The sequence below is a fragment of the Terriglobus roseus genome (assembly GCF_900102185.1).
GTDB classification, from domain to species: domain Bacteria; phylum Acidobacteriota; class Terriglobia; order Terriglobales; family Acidobacteriaceae; genus Terriglobus; species Terriglobus roseus_A.
In genome coordinates this window covers 2,609,354-2,628,434 of sequence record NZ_LT629690.1, presented here as the reverse complement: position 1 = coordinate 2,628,434, position 19,081 = coordinate 2,609,354, and the positions used below count along the sequence as shown (strand labels likewise).

The window sequence follows — 19,081 nt, the reverse complement described above, 5'->3', positions numbered from 1 at the left end:
TCCGACAAATCCTTCTGAAGCGATGGAATGATATCCCCTTGGACACCCCAAGAATTTATGGAGTTTGCATGGCCGGTTTGGCAGCCGAAGATTCCAACGTACGCGTCCAGATTGCGAACCTTTGCCAGGCATTAGGACGAGGCTGCGGCTGGGCAAGTTATATTGCCAAAAGTTGCTGGAGGGTGCATCCCTCACATTCACAAGAATTACAGAACCATCGGGCCAAGTTTCGACGTGCAACGGCGGCACAACGGCGGCGGAATTACGGGCATCTACTAATGTCGAGTAACTGACTCAGGGTAGATGGCAATGAAGCGTGCGATTCGTGTGGCTTGCCTCACAGCTGGATTGATGGTTTTGGGAGGAGTGCTTACGCGCTCGTGGGCAGACGATCCTGTGAAGTTCGATCTGGCTGGCCCTAAGGTGGATGTGCATGTGCAGCGTGGAAGTGTAACGCTGCCAATTGCACAGGTGCCGAATCTTCAGGCGGGCGACAAACTCTTCGTCAAAGCCGATCTGCCTTCGACACAGTCGAATCATCTATTGCTGATCGTTGCGTTTCTGCGCGGAACCACCAATGAGCCGCCTGAGGATTGGTTCCACGAGATTGACACCTGGGACAAGAAGACGCGGGAAGGCACGACCATTGTTGTGCCGGAGGGCGCGGAGCAGGCGTTGATGTTTATTGCACCCGAGACGGGCGGGGATTTTAAGACGCTGCGTGGTGCGGTGCGCGGGCGTCCTGGGCTGTTTATTCGCGCGGATGCTGAGCTGAATGAGGCATCGTTTGAGCAGCAGCGAGTACAGCGTTATCTGGACGCGATGAAGAAGGTGGATTCGAAAGACGCCAAGGTGATTTCAGATCAGTCATCGAAGCTGGCGACGACACTGGGACTGAAGCCGAATCCAGATTGCTTCAAACAGCCGGTGTCGCAACAGGTGACGTGTCTGACTCAAGGTACGGCTCCGTTGCTGCTGAACGATGGGCACTCGATGGGCGTGACGGAGACAATTTCATCAGGCACCGCACAGGATTTGGCAGCCAATGCTTCCTATACACCGCAGGCGGGCGCGGGGTTGTATTCCGCGTATGTGGGTGTGGTGATGGATGCGATTCACATTGTGAGTTCGTTGCGTACGGCACAGTATCAGTACATCCCTGCACTTGCGACTCCAGATGGTACGGCACTGAATCTGAAGCTCAACGCACCGGTGTCATTCATTAATCCGAAATCGGTGGTTGTGATTGCGCTGCCTGCTGTACAGGCTGCGAAGCTGCCTCCATTAAAGGTGACGAATACGGATGTGGTTCCGTGTTTGAAGAATCCGAAGATGGTGATGCAGATTGAAGGTGCTCCGTTGGTATATTCGACGGCACTGGCGCGCGACCTGGTGCTGCACCTGAATCGTACAGGCGATGCTATGGATCTTCCGCTACAGGCCGATGCCGAGCAGGGCGGGTTGGTGTTGGCCGCGCAGAGTACACGGAGACCACTGGATGATACGAGTGCGAATGACGCGATCAAGCTGGAAGGCAAGCTGGGTTCGGACACAGACCTGACGATCACAGGAACGATCACGGGGTTCTGGGGATTTGATCATTTTCAGGGACCCACTGTGACGCTGCAGCAAGTGAATGGCAAGGACTGGAAGGTGGTTGGAAATCCACAGTTGATGGCAGGCCAGGACAGCAAGCTGACTCTCACTGGAAATGGAACTGCTTGCGTGGAGCACATCGCACTGAACCCTGCGCAGGGAGCGAAGGACGCCAAAGATGTGGATGTGAAGTACGAGCAAGCAAAGGGCGATGGCGGCAAGCCGCAGAAGAATACGCTGGCGCTGAATGTATCGCTGAAGAATGTGGAACCGGGCGGATATTCGCTGGGGATTAAGCAGTTTGGTGATGCCAATGAGGAACGCGTGCCACTGACGGCGTATAACGCGGAGATTCGGCTGGATGCCATCAGGATTCATGCGGGTGATCAGACGGCGGAGCTTACGGGCAAGGGGCTGGGCAGTGTGGTTTCGCTGGAGTTAGATGGGCAGACGTTTACGCCAACCGCGGGCAGCAATGACGCGACGATGCATCTGGAGGCGAAAGCAGGCGTGACGCCGAAGGATGGCGAGGAGGCGAAGGCGAAGCTGAAGGATGGACGCGTGTTGCCAGTGAAGGTGGCGGCGTCAGAAGCGAGGCCGGGACTGACGCTGGTGTCGATGAATGCGACTCCGGCGCAGGAAGGCGGAACGCTACCAGTGATGCTGAGTGGCAAGGATGAAATTCCACTCCATGGCAAGCTCACATTCGTGGTCACGACGAAGGATGCGTTTCCCTCCACGCAGAAGATTGAGGTGGCAACCGATAAGGAGAGCTTTAAGACGACTTTGTCGCTCGCAGAGAACAACCTGGTGCTACAGGATCAGCACACAGCGATTGCGACCCTGGATCCGCTAAAAGCATTTGGGCAGTCAGCATTCGGGCCACTCGCGATTCGGCCAATAACAGCGGATGGGACCACGGGCGATTGGATACGACTGGGTGTTCTGGTGCGTACACCGGAGATCAGCGATGTGAAATGCACGGGTGCTGATGCACCGACGTGCACAGTGGATGGTAAGAATCTATTCCTGGTGCAGACGTTTGGAGCGGGCAAAGACTTTGCCAAAACAGCGGATGTGCCAACAGGCTATGCGCAGGGTGAGCTTGCGGTACCGACGCCTTCCGATGGTGCGACGCTGTACCTGAAGTTGAGAGACGATCCCAATGCGGTCGCGATGATCAAGCTGCCATCACCGGCGCATGCAGCTGCGTCACCCGCATCCGCGCCGCCAGCTCCGCAGCTGCAGTGAAGCTTATTCACAACCGCGGTGGAGGCGAAGGCTACGTTTGGTTCCCGCACCGGGCGTGATAAGCTTCGCGATGAAATGGACTTATTCACCTAGAGGGTAAGCCCGTTTTTCTTTGCGTCCACCACGTCGGCATCTACGCCGGGCACCTTCTTTAGCTCTTCCACGGACTTGAAGCCACCATTCTTATCTCGATACTCGATGATGGCTATGGCGACAGATCGTTTTACAGATAGCGTCGACTCGAAATCGATTCGAGTCGCTGTGTTGATGTTGAGTTTGAGCATCGTTTCTGCTGGTAGATTAACCGCCAGATAGTCGATGATACGTTTCAGATCAGAGTCGTCTGCGACCAAGCCATACCCCTGCATCTTGGTGACGGTGTCCTGCCAGCCGCTCTTGTCCTGGCGCTTCGAGAGGACTCGTTCAATCTCATGGCACTTGGAACAAGTTTTCACGAAGAGGTCCTTATCAGGACCGTCGGCCATCTGTTGCGCGTGAGCGCCCGTCAGGAAAAATACAAATCCGAGGTATGCGCAACGTCGAACAACGCGGGCCGTGTGGTTGGTCATAATGCGGGGAATTCTAGCAATTGCGCATAGAAATTCTCAAGGAGTCTTGTTTCGCATGTGCGGGGGAGATCGATGAAACCACGGGCCGCGCCATCTTGGCCCCACTTAATTTACGACTTGACGGTTTTATCTCGCTGGCTGTAGTTTGGCGGCGCGACGATAAGCTCCTCTTAAAAGCATCTCTATCACCCACCCTGTACCGTCGTGGGAACCGTTGTAGATGTTCGCTTTATTGAGTAGATGAAACGTCTCAAAATATCGGGCTGGAAGCACACAGATGGGCTCGGTAAGGGACCGAAGGAGGCTTCGTTATGGAGCACCGTAAGAAGTTCTTAGCAGTGGGGGCAATGTTGCTAGCGACATTTAGCGCGGCATGGTCTGTTGATTACTTGACTGAGGGCGTCGATAGCTCCCGAACGGGTTGGCTTAAGGATGACAAGTCCTTCAATCTGACCAACGTCAGCGGCATGAAGCTGGTTTGGAAGGTCCATTTGGACAGCAAGCCACATGAAATGACGAACCTCTTTCCGCCTTTGATTGCAGACAGCGTGGATACACCTGCGGGGAAGAAGGAAGTTGCCATTTTTGCTGGTGCTTCCGATGACTTGTTTGGACTGGATGCCAAGAATGGTCAGACCTTATGGCATATCAACTTCAAGAGTCCTAATCCGACGGGCGGGCGTCCTGCTGCCACTCTGTGCCCCGGTGGTCAGACGGCGGTTCCTGCCATGCTGAAGACTGGACCAGGAACCTACAAGGTCTACGCCATCTCCTGGGATGGTCGGCTGCATACGATCAATCCGGCCGATGGAACGGATGCTGAACCGGTTGAGAAGTTTATGCCACCCAACGGCAAGCCCTATGCCCTGAACATTTTCAAAAATGTTATCTACACGAGCACCGCGCAGGGATGTGGGGGCCTCATCAATGGCATTTATTCCTACAACCTTGATACACACGTCACCAGCCTGTTTCTGCCGAGCGGTGGCGGACTTTGGGGACGCCGCGGAACGCCTGTGAGTCCAGAAGGTGTCGTCTACATGGGGACAGGTGACGGGCTGTGGGATGCGGAAAATGGTCGTCTCGGTAATGGGATCGTTGCCGCTCAGATTGATGGCAAGGGCGAGTTAAAACTGACGGATTATTTCTCGCCTCCGAACGCCGCATTTCTTTTTAAGCGCGACCTGGATGTGAACACTACTCCGGTCGCATTTGAATACAAAGGCAAGAAGCTTCTGATCGGCACCAGTAAAGAATGCCGTGTCTGGTTGCTTGATCGGGACAACTTCGGTGGCGATGACCATCGCACCGATCTCGCGGATACCGGTCTGATCTGCAATGATGAGCCGAACTACGCAGGAACGGGAGTTTGGGGAGCCCTGAGTGTTTGGAAGGACTCGGCAGGTGTTCCTTGGATTGCGGTGCCATTCAACGGTCCAGTCTCCAAGCGATTCCATGCGCCTAAGGAATTCAGTCGCCCGACGAATGGTGGTGTGGCAGCCTTCAAAGTTGAAGAGCGAGATGGCAAGTGGGCGCTCGCTCCGCAATGGCTGTCGGTCGACATTGACATGGCCGATGAAGCCCTCATCGCCAACGGGGTAATGTTCGTCTACGGCAGCGGCGAGGACACGCGGCAATCTCACATCGATCGCGCCTGGAACGAAACTCCGGAACCACAACCGCCGGTGCCTGCTGCCGGTCCTGTATCGGCACAGTCTACGATGCGTATCGCTGGTGGACGTCATGCCGTGCTGCTAGCACTTGATGCTACGACCGGAAAGCAACTCTGGACGAGTGGCAATCAGATAACGGGGTGGAGTCATTTCAGTGGCATATCTGCCGCAAACGGCAAGGTGTATCTACCCACCTACGACGGCAACGTCTATGCGTTTGGAGTCGGCCAATGAACGTGACCAGAATCTCTCTTCCAACGATCGGCATTATCGCCGTAACACTAATGGCATCCTCCGCTAGTGCACAACGTGGCGGGCCGGATTGGACCACTTCTGCCGGAGACCCACAAAGAACATCCTGGGTTCGCTCCGATCCACAGGTCACGCCCGCGAAGATGGTGAAGCCTGACGCATTCAAGTTGTTATGGAAGGTCACGATGGACAATACGGCAGGGAAGGCAGCCGAGCCGATCTTGATCTCAACGTATATCGGTTATCGCGGCTTCAAAGCCCTGACTGTAGTTGGCGGTCCTGATTCGATCTACACCGTGGACTACGATCTCGGAGTTCCTTTCTGGAGCAAGCACTATGGAACGGCCTCCAAGGCGCCGACGTGCGCATCGTGGGGCTCATCGATTGGCAAGCTGTCCTCTTTGACACCCATTCCGCCACGCATGCCTCGTCCCTCGGTTGGGTATCACACGGTTACTGGCAAACCGCACGAAGGCATACCACTCTCTGCTGCGATGGGTGGTCAGTTAGGCGCCGGAGGTCCAGGTCAACGAGTTGCTGCTCCCGCGCAGCAACTTCCGCCGGGCATCCGTTTCTCTGTGCCGATATTCCTCGTTACCAGTGATGGCATGGCCCATGCAATTACGTTTGACTCCGGTAAAGAAGTGTTCAAGCCCGTTGCATTTCTTCCACCGGGAAGTGCGCCATCTGACTTGATTGTGGTGCAGGATACGCTCTACGCCGCCACTATGCCGGGTTGTGGCTCTTCGCCGAACACGATGTATGCGCTTGATGTAAAGACGAAGGACATGACTCCAGAAGGTACCTGGAAGTCTCAAGGTGGAAACATTCTAGGCGCCCCTGCCTTCAATAAAGAGGGAACCCTGTTTGTCTCCACCGACTCCGCACTCTTCGCCCTTAAACCCAAGATGCTTGAAAGTACAAAGGTCGCTGACGTGCCATTGTCTTCGACGCCGGTTGTTATCACTGGGAAAACCGCGGAGTGGGTGGCTGCGGGAACGAAAAGTGGAAGCATTGTGTTGCTGGATGCGTCTGGAGGAGCCTCAACGCCCATTTCGATCACTACGAGCTTCACGCCAACCGCACTTGCCACCTTCGACGATGAAAAGGGCGCGCACTGGCTTTTGGCTACCGATATCACAAAGAACAGCGGCGCAGTCCACGCCTACAAAATGGCAGAAGAGGGCGGCAAGCCAACGCTCACCGAAGTTTGGAAGTCCGCGGACATGGCGTCGCCAGGACGGCCTATCGTCGTTGGCGGTGTTGTGTTCGCACTTGCTACGGGGGCGGATCGAAGCCATACGAACGGAAAGCCTCCAACGAAGGGTACACATGCGACCCTTTACGCTCTGGACGCGCTCACTGGAAAGCCTTTGTGGGATAGCGGAGGTGCAATGACCTCTTTTGTGAGTACGGGGCAAATGGCTTTTAACGAAAGTGAGTTGTTCATCCCAACCTTCGACAACACGCTCTATACGTTCGGCCACCCGGAGCCGCACCAGTAGCTAAAACGAACCTCGATGAGTGCGTTACCGAATGCACTCATCGAGGTTCGATCATTGCCGATCACCGGTCCTCTCATCAACTGCCCTCCCAGCATGACAAACGTCATAACCGATTCCTGACACACTGCACTCAAATCACTGCCGCAGGGCTTCCATACTCAGTCTCGTAGTCAGGACGTTTCTGAGGAGTCCCCAATGCCTGTTGCAGTGGAAACCGTCGCATCACTAAACAACATCACCAAGCGCTACAAGAACGGCGTTACCGCGCTCGATGGCCTCTCGCTTGATCTGCACAGAGGGGAAATCATCGCTCTGCTTGGCCCCAACGGCGCGGGGAAGTCTACCGCCGTCAAGCTCATGATGGGCCTCACCGCGCCCACCTCCGGTAGCGTTGGGATCTTCGGTGCAGACCCGCGTGATCCGCACACACGCCTTCGGACTGGCGTGATGTTGCAAGTAGGCCGCGCTCCTGAGATGCTGCGCGTTCGCGAACACGTCAACATATTTCGTGGCTACTACCCCAACCCCGCGTCTTACGCCGCCTTAGTGAAGGCAGCGGGACTCGAGGGTATTGAGGACCGCTTCTTCGGCCAACTTTCCGGCGGACAGAAGCAGCGTGTCCTCTTCGCCATTGCACTTGCAGGCGATCCCGATCTTATCTTCCTCGACGAGCCCACCGTCGGCCTCGACATCGAATCTCGCCGCACCATGTGGGCAGAGATTCGCGCGCTTGCCGCACGCGGTAAAACTGTACTGCTCACCACGCATTATCTGGAAGAGGCAGACGCTCTCGCGCATCGCATCATCGTCATCAACAAGGGCAAGGTTATCTGTGAAGGAACACCTGCCGAAGTGAAGTCGATGGGCAGCGGCAGCCGTTCCACTACAGCAAAGAGCGTTAAGATCATTCGCTGCAACACGACCCTCACCGCGGATCATCTGCAAGCGATGCCTGGCGTCGTCGCCGTGGTTCGCGTTGGCTCACTCACTGAAATCACCAGCGAGCAGCCCGAAGACACTCTGCGCGAAATGCTCGCGCTTGATCAATCCCTCAGCGCGCTTGAAGTCGAAAGCCCCGCGCTGGAAGACGCTTTCCTTGCCCTCACCTCGCACAACTAACGGAGCCAGCCATGTCCACCACCGCTACATTACCCATCGTCTCTGCATCTGCGCCAAGCGCCTTCCGTGTCTTTCTTACGGAGATTCGGTACGAAGTCCTGCGGGCTCTCCGCACACGTGCCTTCTCGCTTTCGGCAGTCGGCTTTCCCATCATGTTTTATTGCCTCTTCGGCCTCATGATGAATCGCAATCAGACCATTGGGGCAGTCGACGTTACCAAGTACCTGCTCGGCGGCTATTCCATCTTCGGGTCGCTCGGTGCAGCCATCTTTGGCATTGGCGTGGGCGTTGCACTCGATCGCTCTGCAGGCTGGCTTGAACTCAAGCAGGCAAGCCCCATGCCTCCACTCGCCTACGTACTCTCCAAAGGATGCATGGCCGTGGCCTTCTCGCTGATCATCGTGTCCATCCTCACCATTCTCGGCATCGCTTTCGGTCACGTTCATATCACGCTCTCGGAATACCTGCGGATCATGGGCATTGCCGCGCTTGCCGCAGTTCCTTTCTCCTGCCTCGGCCTGGCTCTGGCATTCCTTGTTCCACCGACAGCAGCAGGTGGCATTGCCAACCTTGTTTACCTGCCCATGAGTTTTCTCTCTGGCCTTTGGGTACCGCTCAAATTCCTGCCGCACGCGCTGCAAGTGATTGCGCCCGTCTTCCCCACGTATCATCTTGCTCAGATGATGTACGCAACGCTCGGCGCACCGTCAGAGGGCACATTTATGACGCACATCCTCGGACTTTTAGGCTTTACGCTTATCATGCTTGGCATCACCTGGCTCGCCTATCAGCGCCGCGCAGACAATGCATAACCGGAATCCACATGGAAGATCAGAAGACCAAGCGACCAACGATGGACAATAAGGCAGCCACCTTCGTGTGGATAGCCTACAGCGCCTTTATTTTCATCGATCCTGTTTTCAACCCCAGCTTTCGTCTCTGGCTCGGAACACTCGCCGTCTTTCTGGTCTTCCTTGTCGCCTTCTACCGCTACGCAATCACATGCGATCAGAAGCTACGCTATGCGATGGTGGCTATCATCTTCTCCCTCGGCCTCATCACACTGCCGTGGAACTCAGGTGGCATCACCTTTTTCATCTACGCGGCTGCCTTTCTTCCTTTCGTTTGCGACAACGCCTACCTGACCTTCGGCTTCGTTGCTCTTGAGTGCGTCATTATGCTTGCCGAGACCTACTGGCTGCACTCTATCGGCTGGCGTGTCTCCCCAATCAGCGGCTGGATGGGTTCACTCCTCACACTCATCGTAGGCGGCAGCAATTATTTCTTCGCCAAGCAGCGCAAGTCCAACGTGAAACTTCGCATGGCGCAGGAAGAGATTGAAGCACTTGCCGCCGTCGCAGAACGCGAACGCATCGCGCGCGATCTGCACGATGTTCTTGGTCACACGCTCTCACTCATCGTGTTGAAAAGTGAACTAGCTGGACGCTTGATCGCCACCAATCCGCAGCGCGCCACGGAAGAAATCACTGAGGTGGAACGCACCGCTCGTACTGCCTTAGCCGAAGTGCGAGAAGCCATTGGAGGCTATCGCGCCCGCGGCCTGGCCGCGGAGATTGAAGCCGCCCGCAAGACCCTCAACACGGCAGGAGTCACACTTCATGTAGAAGCCGCCGATTCCACGGAAACCAAACTCACTGCAACCGAAGAAAGCGTCCTTGCATTGGCGTTACGTGAAGCCGTTACCAACATCGTTCGACATGCCCATGCACACACCTGCCGCCTGCGCTTTGTCACCAGCAACGGCCAGCGCCGCTTCATCATTGAAGACGACGGCCAACACGCTGAAGCGCGCGAAGGTAATGGCCTTCGCGGCATGCGAGAACGAGTGGAGTCACTTGGCGGCCAACTTCTTCTTAGCCGCGATACCGGTACGCGTCTCGAACTACAACTTCCCCAATGAAGACTGAAAACACCATCTGCGTTCTAATTGCCGAAGATCAAACGATGCTCCGCGGAGCCCTCGCTGCTCTCCTCGAACTGGAAGGAGATATTCACGTCGTAGCTCAGGCAGCCGACGGCCGCGAAGCGCAACGCCTCGAACGCGAGCACCATCCCGACATCGTTGTCACCGACATTGAGATGCCGCAGATGACTGGTCTCGAACTTGCAGCTCATCTGAAAGACACAGGCTCGCAATCCCGCGTTATCATCCTCACCACCTTCGCGCGTCCCGGCTATCTCCGCCGCGCTCTCGACGCCGGTGCACGAGGCTACCTGCTCAAAGACCGTCCTGCGTCGGAACTTGCTGAAGCCATCCGTCGGGTCCACTCGGGTCTGCGTGCGGTCGATCCCGCACTCGCGGCTGAAGCATGGTCCGCAGATGCAGATCCACTCTCCGATCGCGAGCGGCAGATTCTGCAGAGAGCGGGCGATGGCCGTAGTTCTGCCGATATTGCCGCAGAGCTACATCTGTCCGAAGGAACCGTGCGTAACTACCTCTCGGAAGCCATCGCCAAATTGGGCGCCGCCAATCGGACTGACGCCGCCCGCATCGCCCGCACCCGTGGGTGGTTGTAAGCTGCTTCCCCCAAATGCATCCGATTTGTCGGCTCGTGACCCAGCAGGGGCGGGGTTCAGTTAGTTGGTCCTTGGTGCTGCGGAGCCGTTCGATCAATCCATCACACATGGCGAGGGCGATCTTAAGTCGGATCGCAATATCTTTTCCGTGGAGTTATCGCCTAAAAATCCCTACTATCGGAAGAAGATTTGAGTTACTCGTTTGTGACGGGGATTGACGCTGTTATCCGAGGGTCTCCCCGGCGAAGTCACAGACAAAAGCGATAACGTCAACCAAGGAACTGGAAGCACCATGCTGAAGTTCATCCGAGCCCTGATCCAACCCTACCGCCGCACGCTGTGTGTCATCTTCCTTGCCATGCTGGTGGAAGCGGGCATGAGCCTGGCAGCGCCGTGGCCGTTGAAGATCATCCTCGACGATGTGGTGAAAAAGCATGGCCAGCCGACCGGCATTTCCAGGTTCATGTACGACCATTTCGCGCATGGCGATCCAATGCATTTCGCGGCCGTTATCGCCATCTTGTTTGTTGTGATCGCGATCCTCGGCAGTGTCGCTTCCTACATCGATAACTACTACACCGAAAGCGTTGGTCAGTGGGTTGCGTATGACCTTCGACTGAAGGTCTATACGCACTTACAGCGGCTTTCGCTCGGCTATTACAGTACGCACGAGACGGGCTCCATCCTGAGCACACTTACCACGGACATCCAGACAATCCAGGGGTTTGCATCTTCACAAACGCTGAACATCCTGGTCGACATGCTCACGATCGTATGCATGCTTGGACTTATGTTCTGGCTGAACTGGGATTTCACGCTTATTGCGCTGGCGGTCACACCGTTCCTTCTGCTGTTCGTCTCTCGTTTCAAGAAATCCGTCAAGGCGGCTACGCACGAGGTCCGCAAACAGCAAAGTGAGATTGTCTCCGTTGTGCAGGAGGGCCTTCAATCCATGCAGGTGGTGGAGGCCTTCGGTCAGGAAAAGACCGAGGAACGCATGCTTGCCGATGTCAGCCAATCCGCAGTCAATGCGGCGTTGAAAGCTCGCAGCGTAAAGTCGCTCTTGTCGCCGGTGGTAAGCATTACTGTCGCCGCCTGCACTGCTCTTGTTCTGTGGCGCGGTTCGGCCCTCATTCTCGCTGGTTCAATGAGCATCGGCTCGCTCACCGTCTATCTTGCCTATCTCAGCCGTTTCTTCAAGCCAGTGAAGGATCTCGCAACAACCACAAACGCCATCGCACAGGTCTCTGTTGGTACAGAGCGTGTGCGCGCCATTCTGGATGCAGACGGCTCTATCCCCGATGACCCAAATGGCATAGAGCCGGAATCCTTACGCGGCGAGATTGAGATGCGTCACGTGGCGTTTGGCTATGACGCGGAAACAAAGGTCCTGTCGGACGTTTCCGTCACGATCAAGCCGGGCGACTTTGTCGGCGTTGTCGGCATGACCGGCAGCGGCAAGTCCACGTTGATGAGCCTGTTGCCGCGCTTTTATGACGTTAGCTCGGGCGAGCTACTCGTCGATGGTGAAGATGTGCGTAAGTACAAGCTCGCATGGCTCCGCAATCAAATCGGCTACGTTATGCAGGAGACGATTCTCTTTCGAGGAACGATTCTCGACAATATCCTCTTCGGCCACCCAGGAGCAACGCGTGATGATGCCATTGAGGCCGCGAAGCTTGCCAATGCGGATGAGTTCATCACGCGCATGCCACTTGGCTATGACACTGTTGTCGGCGAACGCGGCTCGACACTCTCGGGCGGCCAGCGCCAGCGCATCGGTATCGCCCGTGTCATGATCCGTCGTAACCCGATCCTGTTGCTCGATGAACCCACCGCGGCGCTCGATACGGAATCGGAAAAGCTCGTCATCGACGGGCTTGAGAAGCTCATGCGCGACAAGACCGTTATCGCCATCGCACACCGACTCAGCACGATCCGCAACGCCAACCTGATCCTTGTGCTTGCGAATGGCGTTATCGCAGAAAGCGGAACGCACGAAGAGTTATTATCCCGGAACGGTATCTATGCTGGGCTGTATCACGTACAGTTCAACGCGGCATCAGAAACCGCAACGGAGATATCGTCTCCTATCGATCAGACGAGGAATATCGAATGTCCCGTACCCTAGTTGTTTTACCCGATGACTCCGCACAGCCGATCCTTGATGCCATCGCAGGCGCTCGCAGTTCCATTCGTATCAAGATGTTCATCTTCTCGGATCCGCAGCTACTTGCCAGCACAATTGCTGCACATCGCCGTGGAGTAAAAGTGCGCATCATGCTCAACCCGTCGCGCCGCAATGGGCAAAAAGAGAACGAGGCTTCTAGAAAGATGCTCGTTGATGCTGGAGTGAATGTTATTGATAGCAATCCTGCATACGACCTGACTCATGAGAAGTCCATGGTCATAGACGATGAGGTAGCGTTCGTAGAATCGTTGAACTGGCAGACGAAGAACCTCACCGTCACGCGCGACTATGCTGTGGTAACGCACCATCGTCACGAGGTTGCAGAAATCATCGAATGTTTTGAGGCAGACTGGCATCGGACGGAATTTCTCGCAGGGGACCGCTCGCGCTTAATCTGGTGCGTGGGCAATGGCCGCGAGCGACTCGCGCAGCTCATTGACGACGCGAAGCATTCCTTGTGGTTGCAAAACGAACGCTACCAGGACCCCGTTATCATCGAACACCTCGTACGCGCCTCGCAGCGCGGGGTAAAGATTCATTTGATGGCTCGCGCCCCCCACACGCTTAAGAAAGACAAGCTGGTCGAAGGCGTAAGCGGTCTGCGTATCTTGCATGATGTCGGTGTGAAAGTTCATCGGATGCGTCATCTCAAACTACATGCCAAATTGTTGCTCGCCGACGGCAAGCGAGCCATCATCGGTTCCATCAATCTGGCTCCAGGCAGCTTTGACAGCCGCCGCGAACTTGCCATTGCACTTGACGATAAACCGTTGGTAACACGCATCGAATCCGTGCTTCATCACGACTGGGCTAACTCTAAGCCGATGGATCTATCCGACAAGGGCCTGCTGGCAGAGCTGAGCGGGGTGGATGATGATGTGAAGGAATCCCTCGCACTCTAGTCATCGCAGGAGCGAGATCACAACGTCAGTATTAACCGGACCATTCTAGAAAATGCATCGAAAGTACAAGCCCGAGCTTTGTTCTTTACTATGCGTCGCCGTCGATTTATCTTTCCTCTGAACAATATCTTCAAAGCCTATCCACAAGATAAGTGGGATCATGAACGATCTGCAGATCGCATCGCGGGCTTTTCGTACAGCGCTTCTCGCCAGTGAGCGTCGCCGCATCCTCGGCGTAACTGCTTTTTTGTTGATATTCGCCATCGCCATCATAGCGAGGGTCCTAGTCTTCAGCTCCCACATGAGCCCATGGGGAGCGGTGTTTCTATTGGTTGTAGTGGCTTACGAGTTGTGGATACTCCACAAGGTCGGTAGGGCGCTTGAAACGGGCCAGGATCTTTCGGATTGGTTGCTGTGGTTCAACATACTGGCTGAGGTCGCGGTGCCGGTTTTGGGCGTGGCCTACTTCTCCAGTCCATTGCTGGCGGTCGACTATAGGGCTGTGGCGACACCTTGGGTGCTCGCATTGTTTCCACTCATCATGCTGTCTGTACTACGCCTCAATCCGCTGGTCTCTCGGGTGCTTGGTTTCATAGCTGCATGCGGCTTTTTGGCGAGCGCCTGTTATCTGGGGTGGCGGCTCAACTTACAAGAGCTGCGTGCACATACGGCTGCGGAGACCGCCGTAATTTTCTATGCAGCCGTGCTACTTGCAAGCGGCTTCATTGCCGGCATGGTAAGCAGCGAGGTCCGGAGTCATGTAGAAGCCGCATTGCATGAGGCAGAAGTCGAGAGGCAGCTAAAGCAGGTGGAACATGACCTGGAGATCGCGCGATCCATTCAACAGTCACTGTTACCGCGGATACGACCGACCGTGAATGGACTTGAGATCAGTGGGTGGAACCTTCCAGCGGATGCAACGGGTGGCGACTACTTCGACTGGACGCCGCTACGCGATGGACGCGTCGTCGTGACTTTGGCGGATGTGACGGGGCACGGAATAGGCCCTGCGTTGCTCGCATCGTTATGCCGTGCTTATGCGCGATCAAGTTTCGACATACATGCGGATGTAGGGCACGCCATGCAGCACATCAATCGCTTCTTCGGCGAAGACCTTCCAGCCGGAAAGTTTGCGACGTTTGTGGCGGCAGTGTGCTCGACTGAGGAGGCGAAGGTTGAACTGCTATCGGCAGGGCATGGGCCGTTGTTCGTTTACTCATCGGCGCAAGACACCTTTGCCCAATTCGGTGCGCAGGCGATTCCGCTCGGCCTACTGCCAGAGTTGAACTCCGCCGAACCCATCGTGCTGCATCTGGATGAAGGGGATATGGTAGTGCTGGCTACGGATGGCTTCTTCGAGTGGGAAGACGCATCAGGTGAGCAGTTCGGGTTGGAGCGCCTAGAGCACGCAGTTCGCAAGGCGCGTCATCTCGCTCCAGAAGAGATCATCGCTGAGCTCTATCATGCGGTGAGAGACTTCGCCGCAGGCACAAAACAGATGGACGATCTGACTGCTGTAGTCATCAAGCGCGTGCCACTTGCCGCATAGAGAAGGTCACGGTTCGGAGGATCAAGGTTCTCTTTATTTGGATTCTCCGGTTCACGTCGAGTCTCGCAGACTGATCCTAAGGAGAGAAGTCTTTATCTATACTTTCAGCTTGCTGAACGTTCGCTGCAGCTTTGATCTTGGCGAGTCGTTGTTTCCTTACGGTGTCCTGATACTCTTTCCCCCAGTGAATCCGCTCCCTGCGGTTCTTCCAATGGGAGATGATGCCGTCGCCAAAGTAGGTGAAACCCCACCAGCGGTCGAAGGTGGATTCAAGAACCACTTCTGTCTGCTTTTCTCGAATAGCGGAGAGCTCTGGTGGCCCGAAGTCTTCTTTGCTTTGTAGCAATGCTCTTGCAACTCGAAATTTTGCCGCCAAAGCCATCTCCGAATACTGAATGATCAACAGAAACTGCGTGATCAGGGCTAGGAGAAGAGCAGTAACGATCATGAGGGCTGAACCAACATGGGTGTGTTGTACGTCGGCCATCGGTCGGGAAAACACAACGCATATAAGAGTCCAAAGAATTAGAAGCTTGAGGAAGCTGAACCTGAAATGAGCTGCGTCCAAACGCTTCTCAGGCCAGGTAAGATATTGTTCGACGATCCAGCTCTTCTTTGCTCTTGCTTCTTCTACGACAATGCCTACCTGTGACTCAAGCTCATGGATTCCGTTAGCGCGCAGCCCAATCCACAGGAACGACTTCGTTTCATCATCGACGGCCTGGAGGATATGTGGTGAGCGAGTCAAAAATTGCGGCGGAAGCATATTCATCGTCGTCGCAATGACTCTACTAAAGAGGTAAAGGGAAAGGGTGATGATCACAAGAGAGACAATTGGGAGCAATTTCGTTATCCCATATGTGTCCATCATTGCGTGCATCGGGGGATTGTTCACAACGGACGCATGGGTTGTTATAAAGCCGCTAAGCCGTTGAAACGGACCAGGGCCCCAAACAACCCTAGCTATCCCGCTCAAAGCGAGGATCTCGCCTATGGGATAAGCAAGAAAGCTCCAAAGAGCGATGACAGATTTTGTAAGTTCATCAAACTTCATCGCGACAAACCTCGTGCTGGACATCTTAGCTTAGGAGTTGGGCAGTACTGCTTGAAAAAATATGACCTTGCCCATGATCTATTGATCGCCACCAGTTGTTGCGCGGTGTCATCGGAACGGATATGAGAACTTTGGCGGGATACCTGATCCCATCAAAGATGGAATGCTTTCTTGTCACCACCGTCAGATTGTTCCGTTGGGCGTTTCGACCGCATTCTGGAGACTCAATTTCCTCTGAACTGCAACTGCTGAAACTCCGGTTGTGGTGGTTCCGCAGAGATGGCGACGATGCATATCGAAAAAATTGAAAATTAGTTAGGTCAAGAACTCCCTCGCATCTATGGGTTCTCATATTTTCAATGGCCCTACCCGGCGCAGGCAGCGATCTATGTAGTACCACACAGTCACACCGTGTAATGACCTCTATGTCTTTGAGCATCTCTCTTGCTTAGTCTCAGTGTTGTTCGCTGGGGCTCTTCGAGTGTGACTTCTTGATCTGAGCCCGATATTCCTGAAGAGGCTCTAACCATGAAGCTGAGAGTTGCTTTTGCTTTGATTGCATGGGTTTTCTGCGCGATGTGTGTCGTTGCGCAAAGCTCTGCTACCGGTAATAACACCGGAAGATTTGCGGGACATTGGGCCGCATCTACACCAGGTAACGACGTAACCGCCACGGCGTTTGTCACAGAGGTGATAAACAACGGCGTGACCGGCAGTCCCGCAGGTTTGCACCTGATTCTGGGTACCGCTCAAGGTCAACTGGACGTTGCTGCGGGACCCTACGCTCCCAAGGCGATTCGCGAAATTTCTGTAGGCAACAAGCTGCAGGTTACGGGCAAGATGGAAACCGTAAACGGCAAGAACTACCTCTTTGCCAAGCAGCTCGTTTTGAATAACGAAACATTCACGATTCGCAATGACCGGGGCGTCGTTCTTCGTCACCGGACAAAGATTCGCACTCAGGCGCAGTCCGTGCAGAATGGAGCGCTCTAATGAATCTCAATAAGATACTCCATGTCGCATTTGCGTCTGCTGCTGCCGTCATACTTGCAGGGTGCAGCGCCGGCGGTTCTGGCTCGGGTCCCTCGCCAACCAATCCGATTAATGTGGTATTTGTGACTGCTCCACCATCGTCATTGGTGACAGGCGGAACCGCTGGCGTTGCAGCTTCAGTGAATAATGACGCAGCAAACGGCGGCGTAAGCTGGAGCGTAAGTTGTGGAAGTTCATCCTGTGGCAGCTTCAATCCGACCACCACTACAAACGGTGCATCGACCACGTATTCTGCACCGGGTGCTGTTCCTTCGGCTTCCACGGTAACCATTACGGCAACTTCGGTGACGGATAAGACCAAGTCCGCTAGTGCAACCGTAGCGATTGCAGCACCATCCACACCGAAGATCGCTGACGGCACATACGTCTATCACCTATCCGGGCAAGATAACAACATGTCCTACTACGTAGGCGGAGCCCTGACAGTCAAAAGCGGCGCGATCGTAGGTGGCGAGGAAGACTATACAGATTCCAACAATCTCGGCTCAAACCCATTAATTCCTGCGAGCTCGAGCATCACCTTCACTAACGGCAACACGCAGTTTGTATTGGCTACATCCGATCCAAACATCGGTGTGAACGGTGTTCTGACATTGCGCGGTACTCAGGTTTCAGCAACACGATTCATCCTGTCAGAGTTCGATAGCTTTGGCGCGGCAACGGGATCGATGGATCTTCAAACGAGTACGGCAACACCCACTGGCGGATATGCATTTGCAACGACTGGTGTCGATTCCACCTCGGATGAGAATCAGCTCAGTGTCGGCGGCATTTTGAACTTCAACAACGGAGTGCTCAATACGACCGTCAGCATCTTCGATTTCAACGATGCGAATGATAACCAGAACACTGGAAGTGCATTTGTCCTGTTAGGACAGAGCTTTACGTCGGGCACAGTCAGCACTCCTGATCAATACGGACGAATCTCGATCAGCCTGACACCGAACTCGAGCGTTGTGAAGCCTTTCGTACTGACCGGTTATGTACTCGATGGCAAGACAATTCAAGTGCTGGAAAGCCAGTCGGACAGCTTGAACGCAGACCTCGGTGGAACCATGCTTGCGCAAGGATCAAATGCTGGCCAATTCAGTACGGCCAGTGTTGCCAACACGACCTATGCACATGGCACGATCGGACAAGATGTCAACGGCCCCGTGACGTTCGGTGGTTATCACACCTTCGCCAGCGACGGCTCGGTCTCAGGTCATCTGGTTGTGAATGACCTTACGAACACAGGACGGGGTATCTACTCCGGCGCAGCATACACGGTGAGCCCTTTAGGTCGCGTTGTGGTGAGCAACATTGTGCCGGACGCATTTTCAAACGCAACCTTCACGTTCATTCTCTACCTAGACGGAAGCGGCAATGCAGTGGAGATTGGTGCGGACAGCATTCAGGAAACCAGCGGGCTGGCATTTGCGCAGAACGGTCTGAGCGACTATGAGGGAACTTATGCGCTCTCAGGTGTCGGCTTCTTGAATGGTCCCACGTACGAACAACCATTCGGAGCTGTGGGCCCAGTCACTATCAGCAATGACAATGTAAGCGGCTTTACCGACTACACATCACAGGACCAGAATCTCTTGAGCTTTGCTCCAACCCCGTTCGATACGTACTCCAACACTGGAGTGACTGGAACAGAAAGCTCTTCAGGATTGTTCCAACTGACCGGATTGAACTCCCTCTCGTTAATCATGTCCAGTGGGTACGCGTACTACCCGATTGATAAAAACCGTGTAATGGCGATTGAGTTGGATGGCAATGCGATGAGCTTGCTAATGTTCGAAAACACTCAGCAGACCACAGTGACCCATTGATTCCTGTGTGAG

Annotated in this window: 14 protein-coding genes; 12 read left to right on the top strand and 2 right to left on the bottom strand. The window is 54.8% G+C overall.

The features are described 5' to 3' along the window. The first annotated feature begins 309 nt into the window (after positions 1-309). On the top strand, positions 310-2,847 hold the full coding sequence (locus tag BLT38_RS10985; RefSeq protein WP_156785095.1) for a hypothetical protein: 2,538 nt from the start codon (positions 310-312) through the stop codon (positions 2,845-2,847). Between the two features lie 89 nt (positions 2,848-2,936). Here BLT38_RS10985 and BLT38_RS10980 read toward each other — a convergent pair whose 3' ends face one another. Then, positions 2,937-3,416 (bottom strand): helix-hairpin-helix domain-containing protein, encoded by a 480-nt coding sequence (locus BLT38_RS10980; RefSeq protein ID WP_083345209.1) that lies wholly within the window; start codon positions 3,414-3,416, stop codon positions 2,937-2,939. Positions 3,417-3,727: 311 nt separating this feature from the next. Between BLT38_RS10980 and BLT38_RS10975 the strand changes: the two genes are divergently transcribed. From BLT38_RS10975 to BLT38_RS10935, 9 genes are all read left to right on the top strand, one after another. Further along, complete coding sequence (locus tag BLT38_RS10975; RefSeq protein WP_197674881.1) at positions 3,728-5,323, top strand: PQQ-binding-like beta-propeller repeat protein; 1,596 nt, start codon at positions 3,728-3,730, stop codon at positions 5,321-5,323. After that, on the top strand, positions 5,320-6,846 hold the full coding sequence (locus tag BLT38_RS10970; protein ID WP_083345208.1) for a PQQ-binding-like beta-propeller repeat protein: 1,527 nt from the start codon (positions 5,320-5,322) through the stop codon (positions 6,844-6,846). The genes BLT38_RS10975 and BLT38_RS10970 overlap by 4 nt, the downstream gene beginning before the upstream one ends. Before the next feature lie 195 nt (positions 6,847-7,041). Next, positions 7,042-7,965: an ABC transporter ATP-binding protein gene (locus tag BLT38_RS10965; RefSeq protein WP_083345207.1), complete on the top strand. Its 924-nt coding sequence runs from the start codon at positions 7,042-7,044 to the stop codon at positions 7,963-7,965. 11 nt (positions 7,966-7,976) lie between these two features. Further along, positions 7,977-8,777, top strand: coding sequence for an ABC transporter permease (locus BLT38_RS10960; protein ID WP_083345206.1), 801 nt, complete (start codon positions 7,977-7,979; stop codon positions 8,775-8,777). Positions 8,778-8,788: 11 nt separating this feature from the next. Then, on the top strand, positions 8,789-9,886 hold the full coding sequence (locus BLT38_RS10955) for a sensor histidine kinase (protein ID WP_083345205.1): 1,098 nt from the start codon (positions 8,789-8,791) through the stop codon (positions 9,884-9,886). Beyond that, the gene (locus tag BLT38_RS10950) at positions 9,883-10,503 is read left to right on the top strand and encodes a response regulator transcription factor (protein ID WP_083345204.1); all 621 of its coding nucleotides are present in this window, start codon (positions 9,883-9,885) and stop codon (positions 10,501-10,503) included. The genes BLT38_RS10955 and BLT38_RS10950 overlap by 4 nt, the downstream gene beginning before the upstream one ends. Positions 10,504-10,795: 292 nt before the next feature. Continuing rightward, entirely contained in the window at positions 10,796-12,634 is a 1,839-nt protein-coding gene (locus BLT38_RS10945; protein WP_083347048.1) for an ABC transporter ATP-binding protein, read from the top strand. Beyond that, positions 12,619-13,596 carry a phospholipase D-like domain-containing protein gene (locus tag BLT38_RS10940; RefSeq protein WP_083345203.1) on the top strand — a complete coding sequence of 326 codons (978 nt, stop codon included), beginning with the start codon at positions 12,619-12,621 and terminating at the stop codon, positions 13,594-13,596. Before BLT38_RS10945 ends, BLT38_RS10940 begins: the two co-directional genes overlap by 16 nt. Before the next feature lie 160 nt (positions 13,597-13,756). Next, positions 13,757-15,145 carry a PP2C family protein-serine/threonine phosphatase gene (locus tag BLT38_RS10935; protein WP_083345202.1) on the top strand — a complete coding sequence of 463 codons (1,389 nt, stop codon included), beginning with the start codon at positions 13,757-13,759 and terminating at the stop codon, positions 15,143-15,145. 76 nt (positions 15,146-15,221) lie between these two features. On the opposite strand, the gene BLT38_RS10930 is transcribed toward BLT38_RS10935, so the two are convergent. Then, on the bottom strand, positions 15,222-16,199 hold the full coding sequence (locus BLT38_RS10930; RefSeq protein ID WP_156785094.1) for a hypothetical protein: 978 nt from the start codon (positions 16,197-16,199) through the stop codon (positions 15,222-15,224). A 528-nt stretch (positions 16,200-16,727) separates the two neighbouring features. On the opposite strand from BLT38_RS10930, the gene BLT38_RS10925 reads away from it, so the two are divergent. Next, positions 16,728-17,192 (top strand): hypothetical protein, encoded by a 465-nt coding sequence (locus BLT38_RS10925; RefSeq protein WP_083345200.1) that lies wholly within the window; start codon positions 16,728-16,730, stop codon positions 17,190-17,192. Continuing rightward, positions 17,192-19,069 carry a hypothetical protein gene (locus tag BLT38_RS10920; protein WP_083345199.1) on the top strand — a complete coding sequence of 626 codons (1,878 nt, stop codon included), beginning with the start codon at positions 17,192-17,194 and terminating at the stop codon, positions 19,067-19,069. Before BLT38_RS10925 ends, BLT38_RS10920 begins: the two co-directional genes overlap by 1 nt. Positions 19,070-19,081: the final 12 nt, after the last annotated feature.

Coding starts and splice junctions, on each gene's coding strand:
- BLT38_RS10985 (WP_156785095.1), top strand. CDS start 310: ATGAAGCGTGCGATTCGTGTGGCTTGCCTCACAGCTGGATTGATGGTT.
- BLT38_RS10980 (WP_083345209.1), bottom strand. CDS start 3,416: ATGACCAACCACACGGCCCGCGTTGTTCGACGTTGCGCATACCTCGGA.
- BLT38_RS10975 (WP_197674881.1), top strand. CDS start 3,728: ATGGAGCACCGTAAGAAGTTCTTAGCAGTGGGGGCAATGTTGCTAGCG.
- BLT38_RS10970 (WP_083345208.1), top strand. CDS start 5,320: ATGAACGTGACCAGAATCTCTCTTCCAACGATCGGCATTATCGCCGTA.
- BLT38_RS10965 (WP_083345207.1), top strand. CDS start 7,042: ATGCCTGTTGCAGTGGAAACCGTCGCATCACTAAACAACATCACCAAG.
- BLT38_RS10960 (WP_083345206.1), top strand. CDS start 7,977: ATGTCCACCACCGCTACATTACCCATCGTCTCTGCATCTGCGCCAAGC.
- BLT38_RS10955 (WP_083345205.1), top strand. CDS start 8,789: ATGGAAGATCAGAAGACCAAGCGACCAACGATGGACAATAAGGCAGCC.
- BLT38_RS10950 (WP_083345204.1), top strand. CDS start 9,883: ATGAAGACTGAAAACACCATCTGCGTTCTAATTGCCGAAGATCAAACG.
- BLT38_RS10945 (WP_083347048.1), top strand. CDS start 10,796: ATGCTGAAGTTCATCCGAGCCCTGATCCAACCCTACCGCCGCACGCTG.
- BLT38_RS10940 (WP_083345203.1), top strand. CDS start 12,619: ATGTCCCGTACCCTAGTTGTTTTACCCGATGACTCCGCACAGCCGATC.
- BLT38_RS10935 (WP_083345202.1), top strand. CDS start 13,757: ATGAACGATCTGCAGATCGCATCGCGGGCTTTTCGTACAGCGCTTCTC.
- BLT38_RS10930 (WP_156785094.1), bottom strand. CDS start 16,199: ATGAAGTTTGATGAACTTACAAAATCTGTCATCGCTCTTTGGAGCTTT.
- BLT38_RS10925 (WP_083345200.1), top strand. CDS start 16,728: ATGAAGCTGAGAGTTGCTTTTGCTTTGATTGCATGGGTTTTCTGCGCG.
- BLT38_RS10920 (WP_083345199.1), top strand. CDS start 17,192: ATGAATCTCAATAAGATACTCCATGTCGCATTTGCGTCTGCTGCTGCC.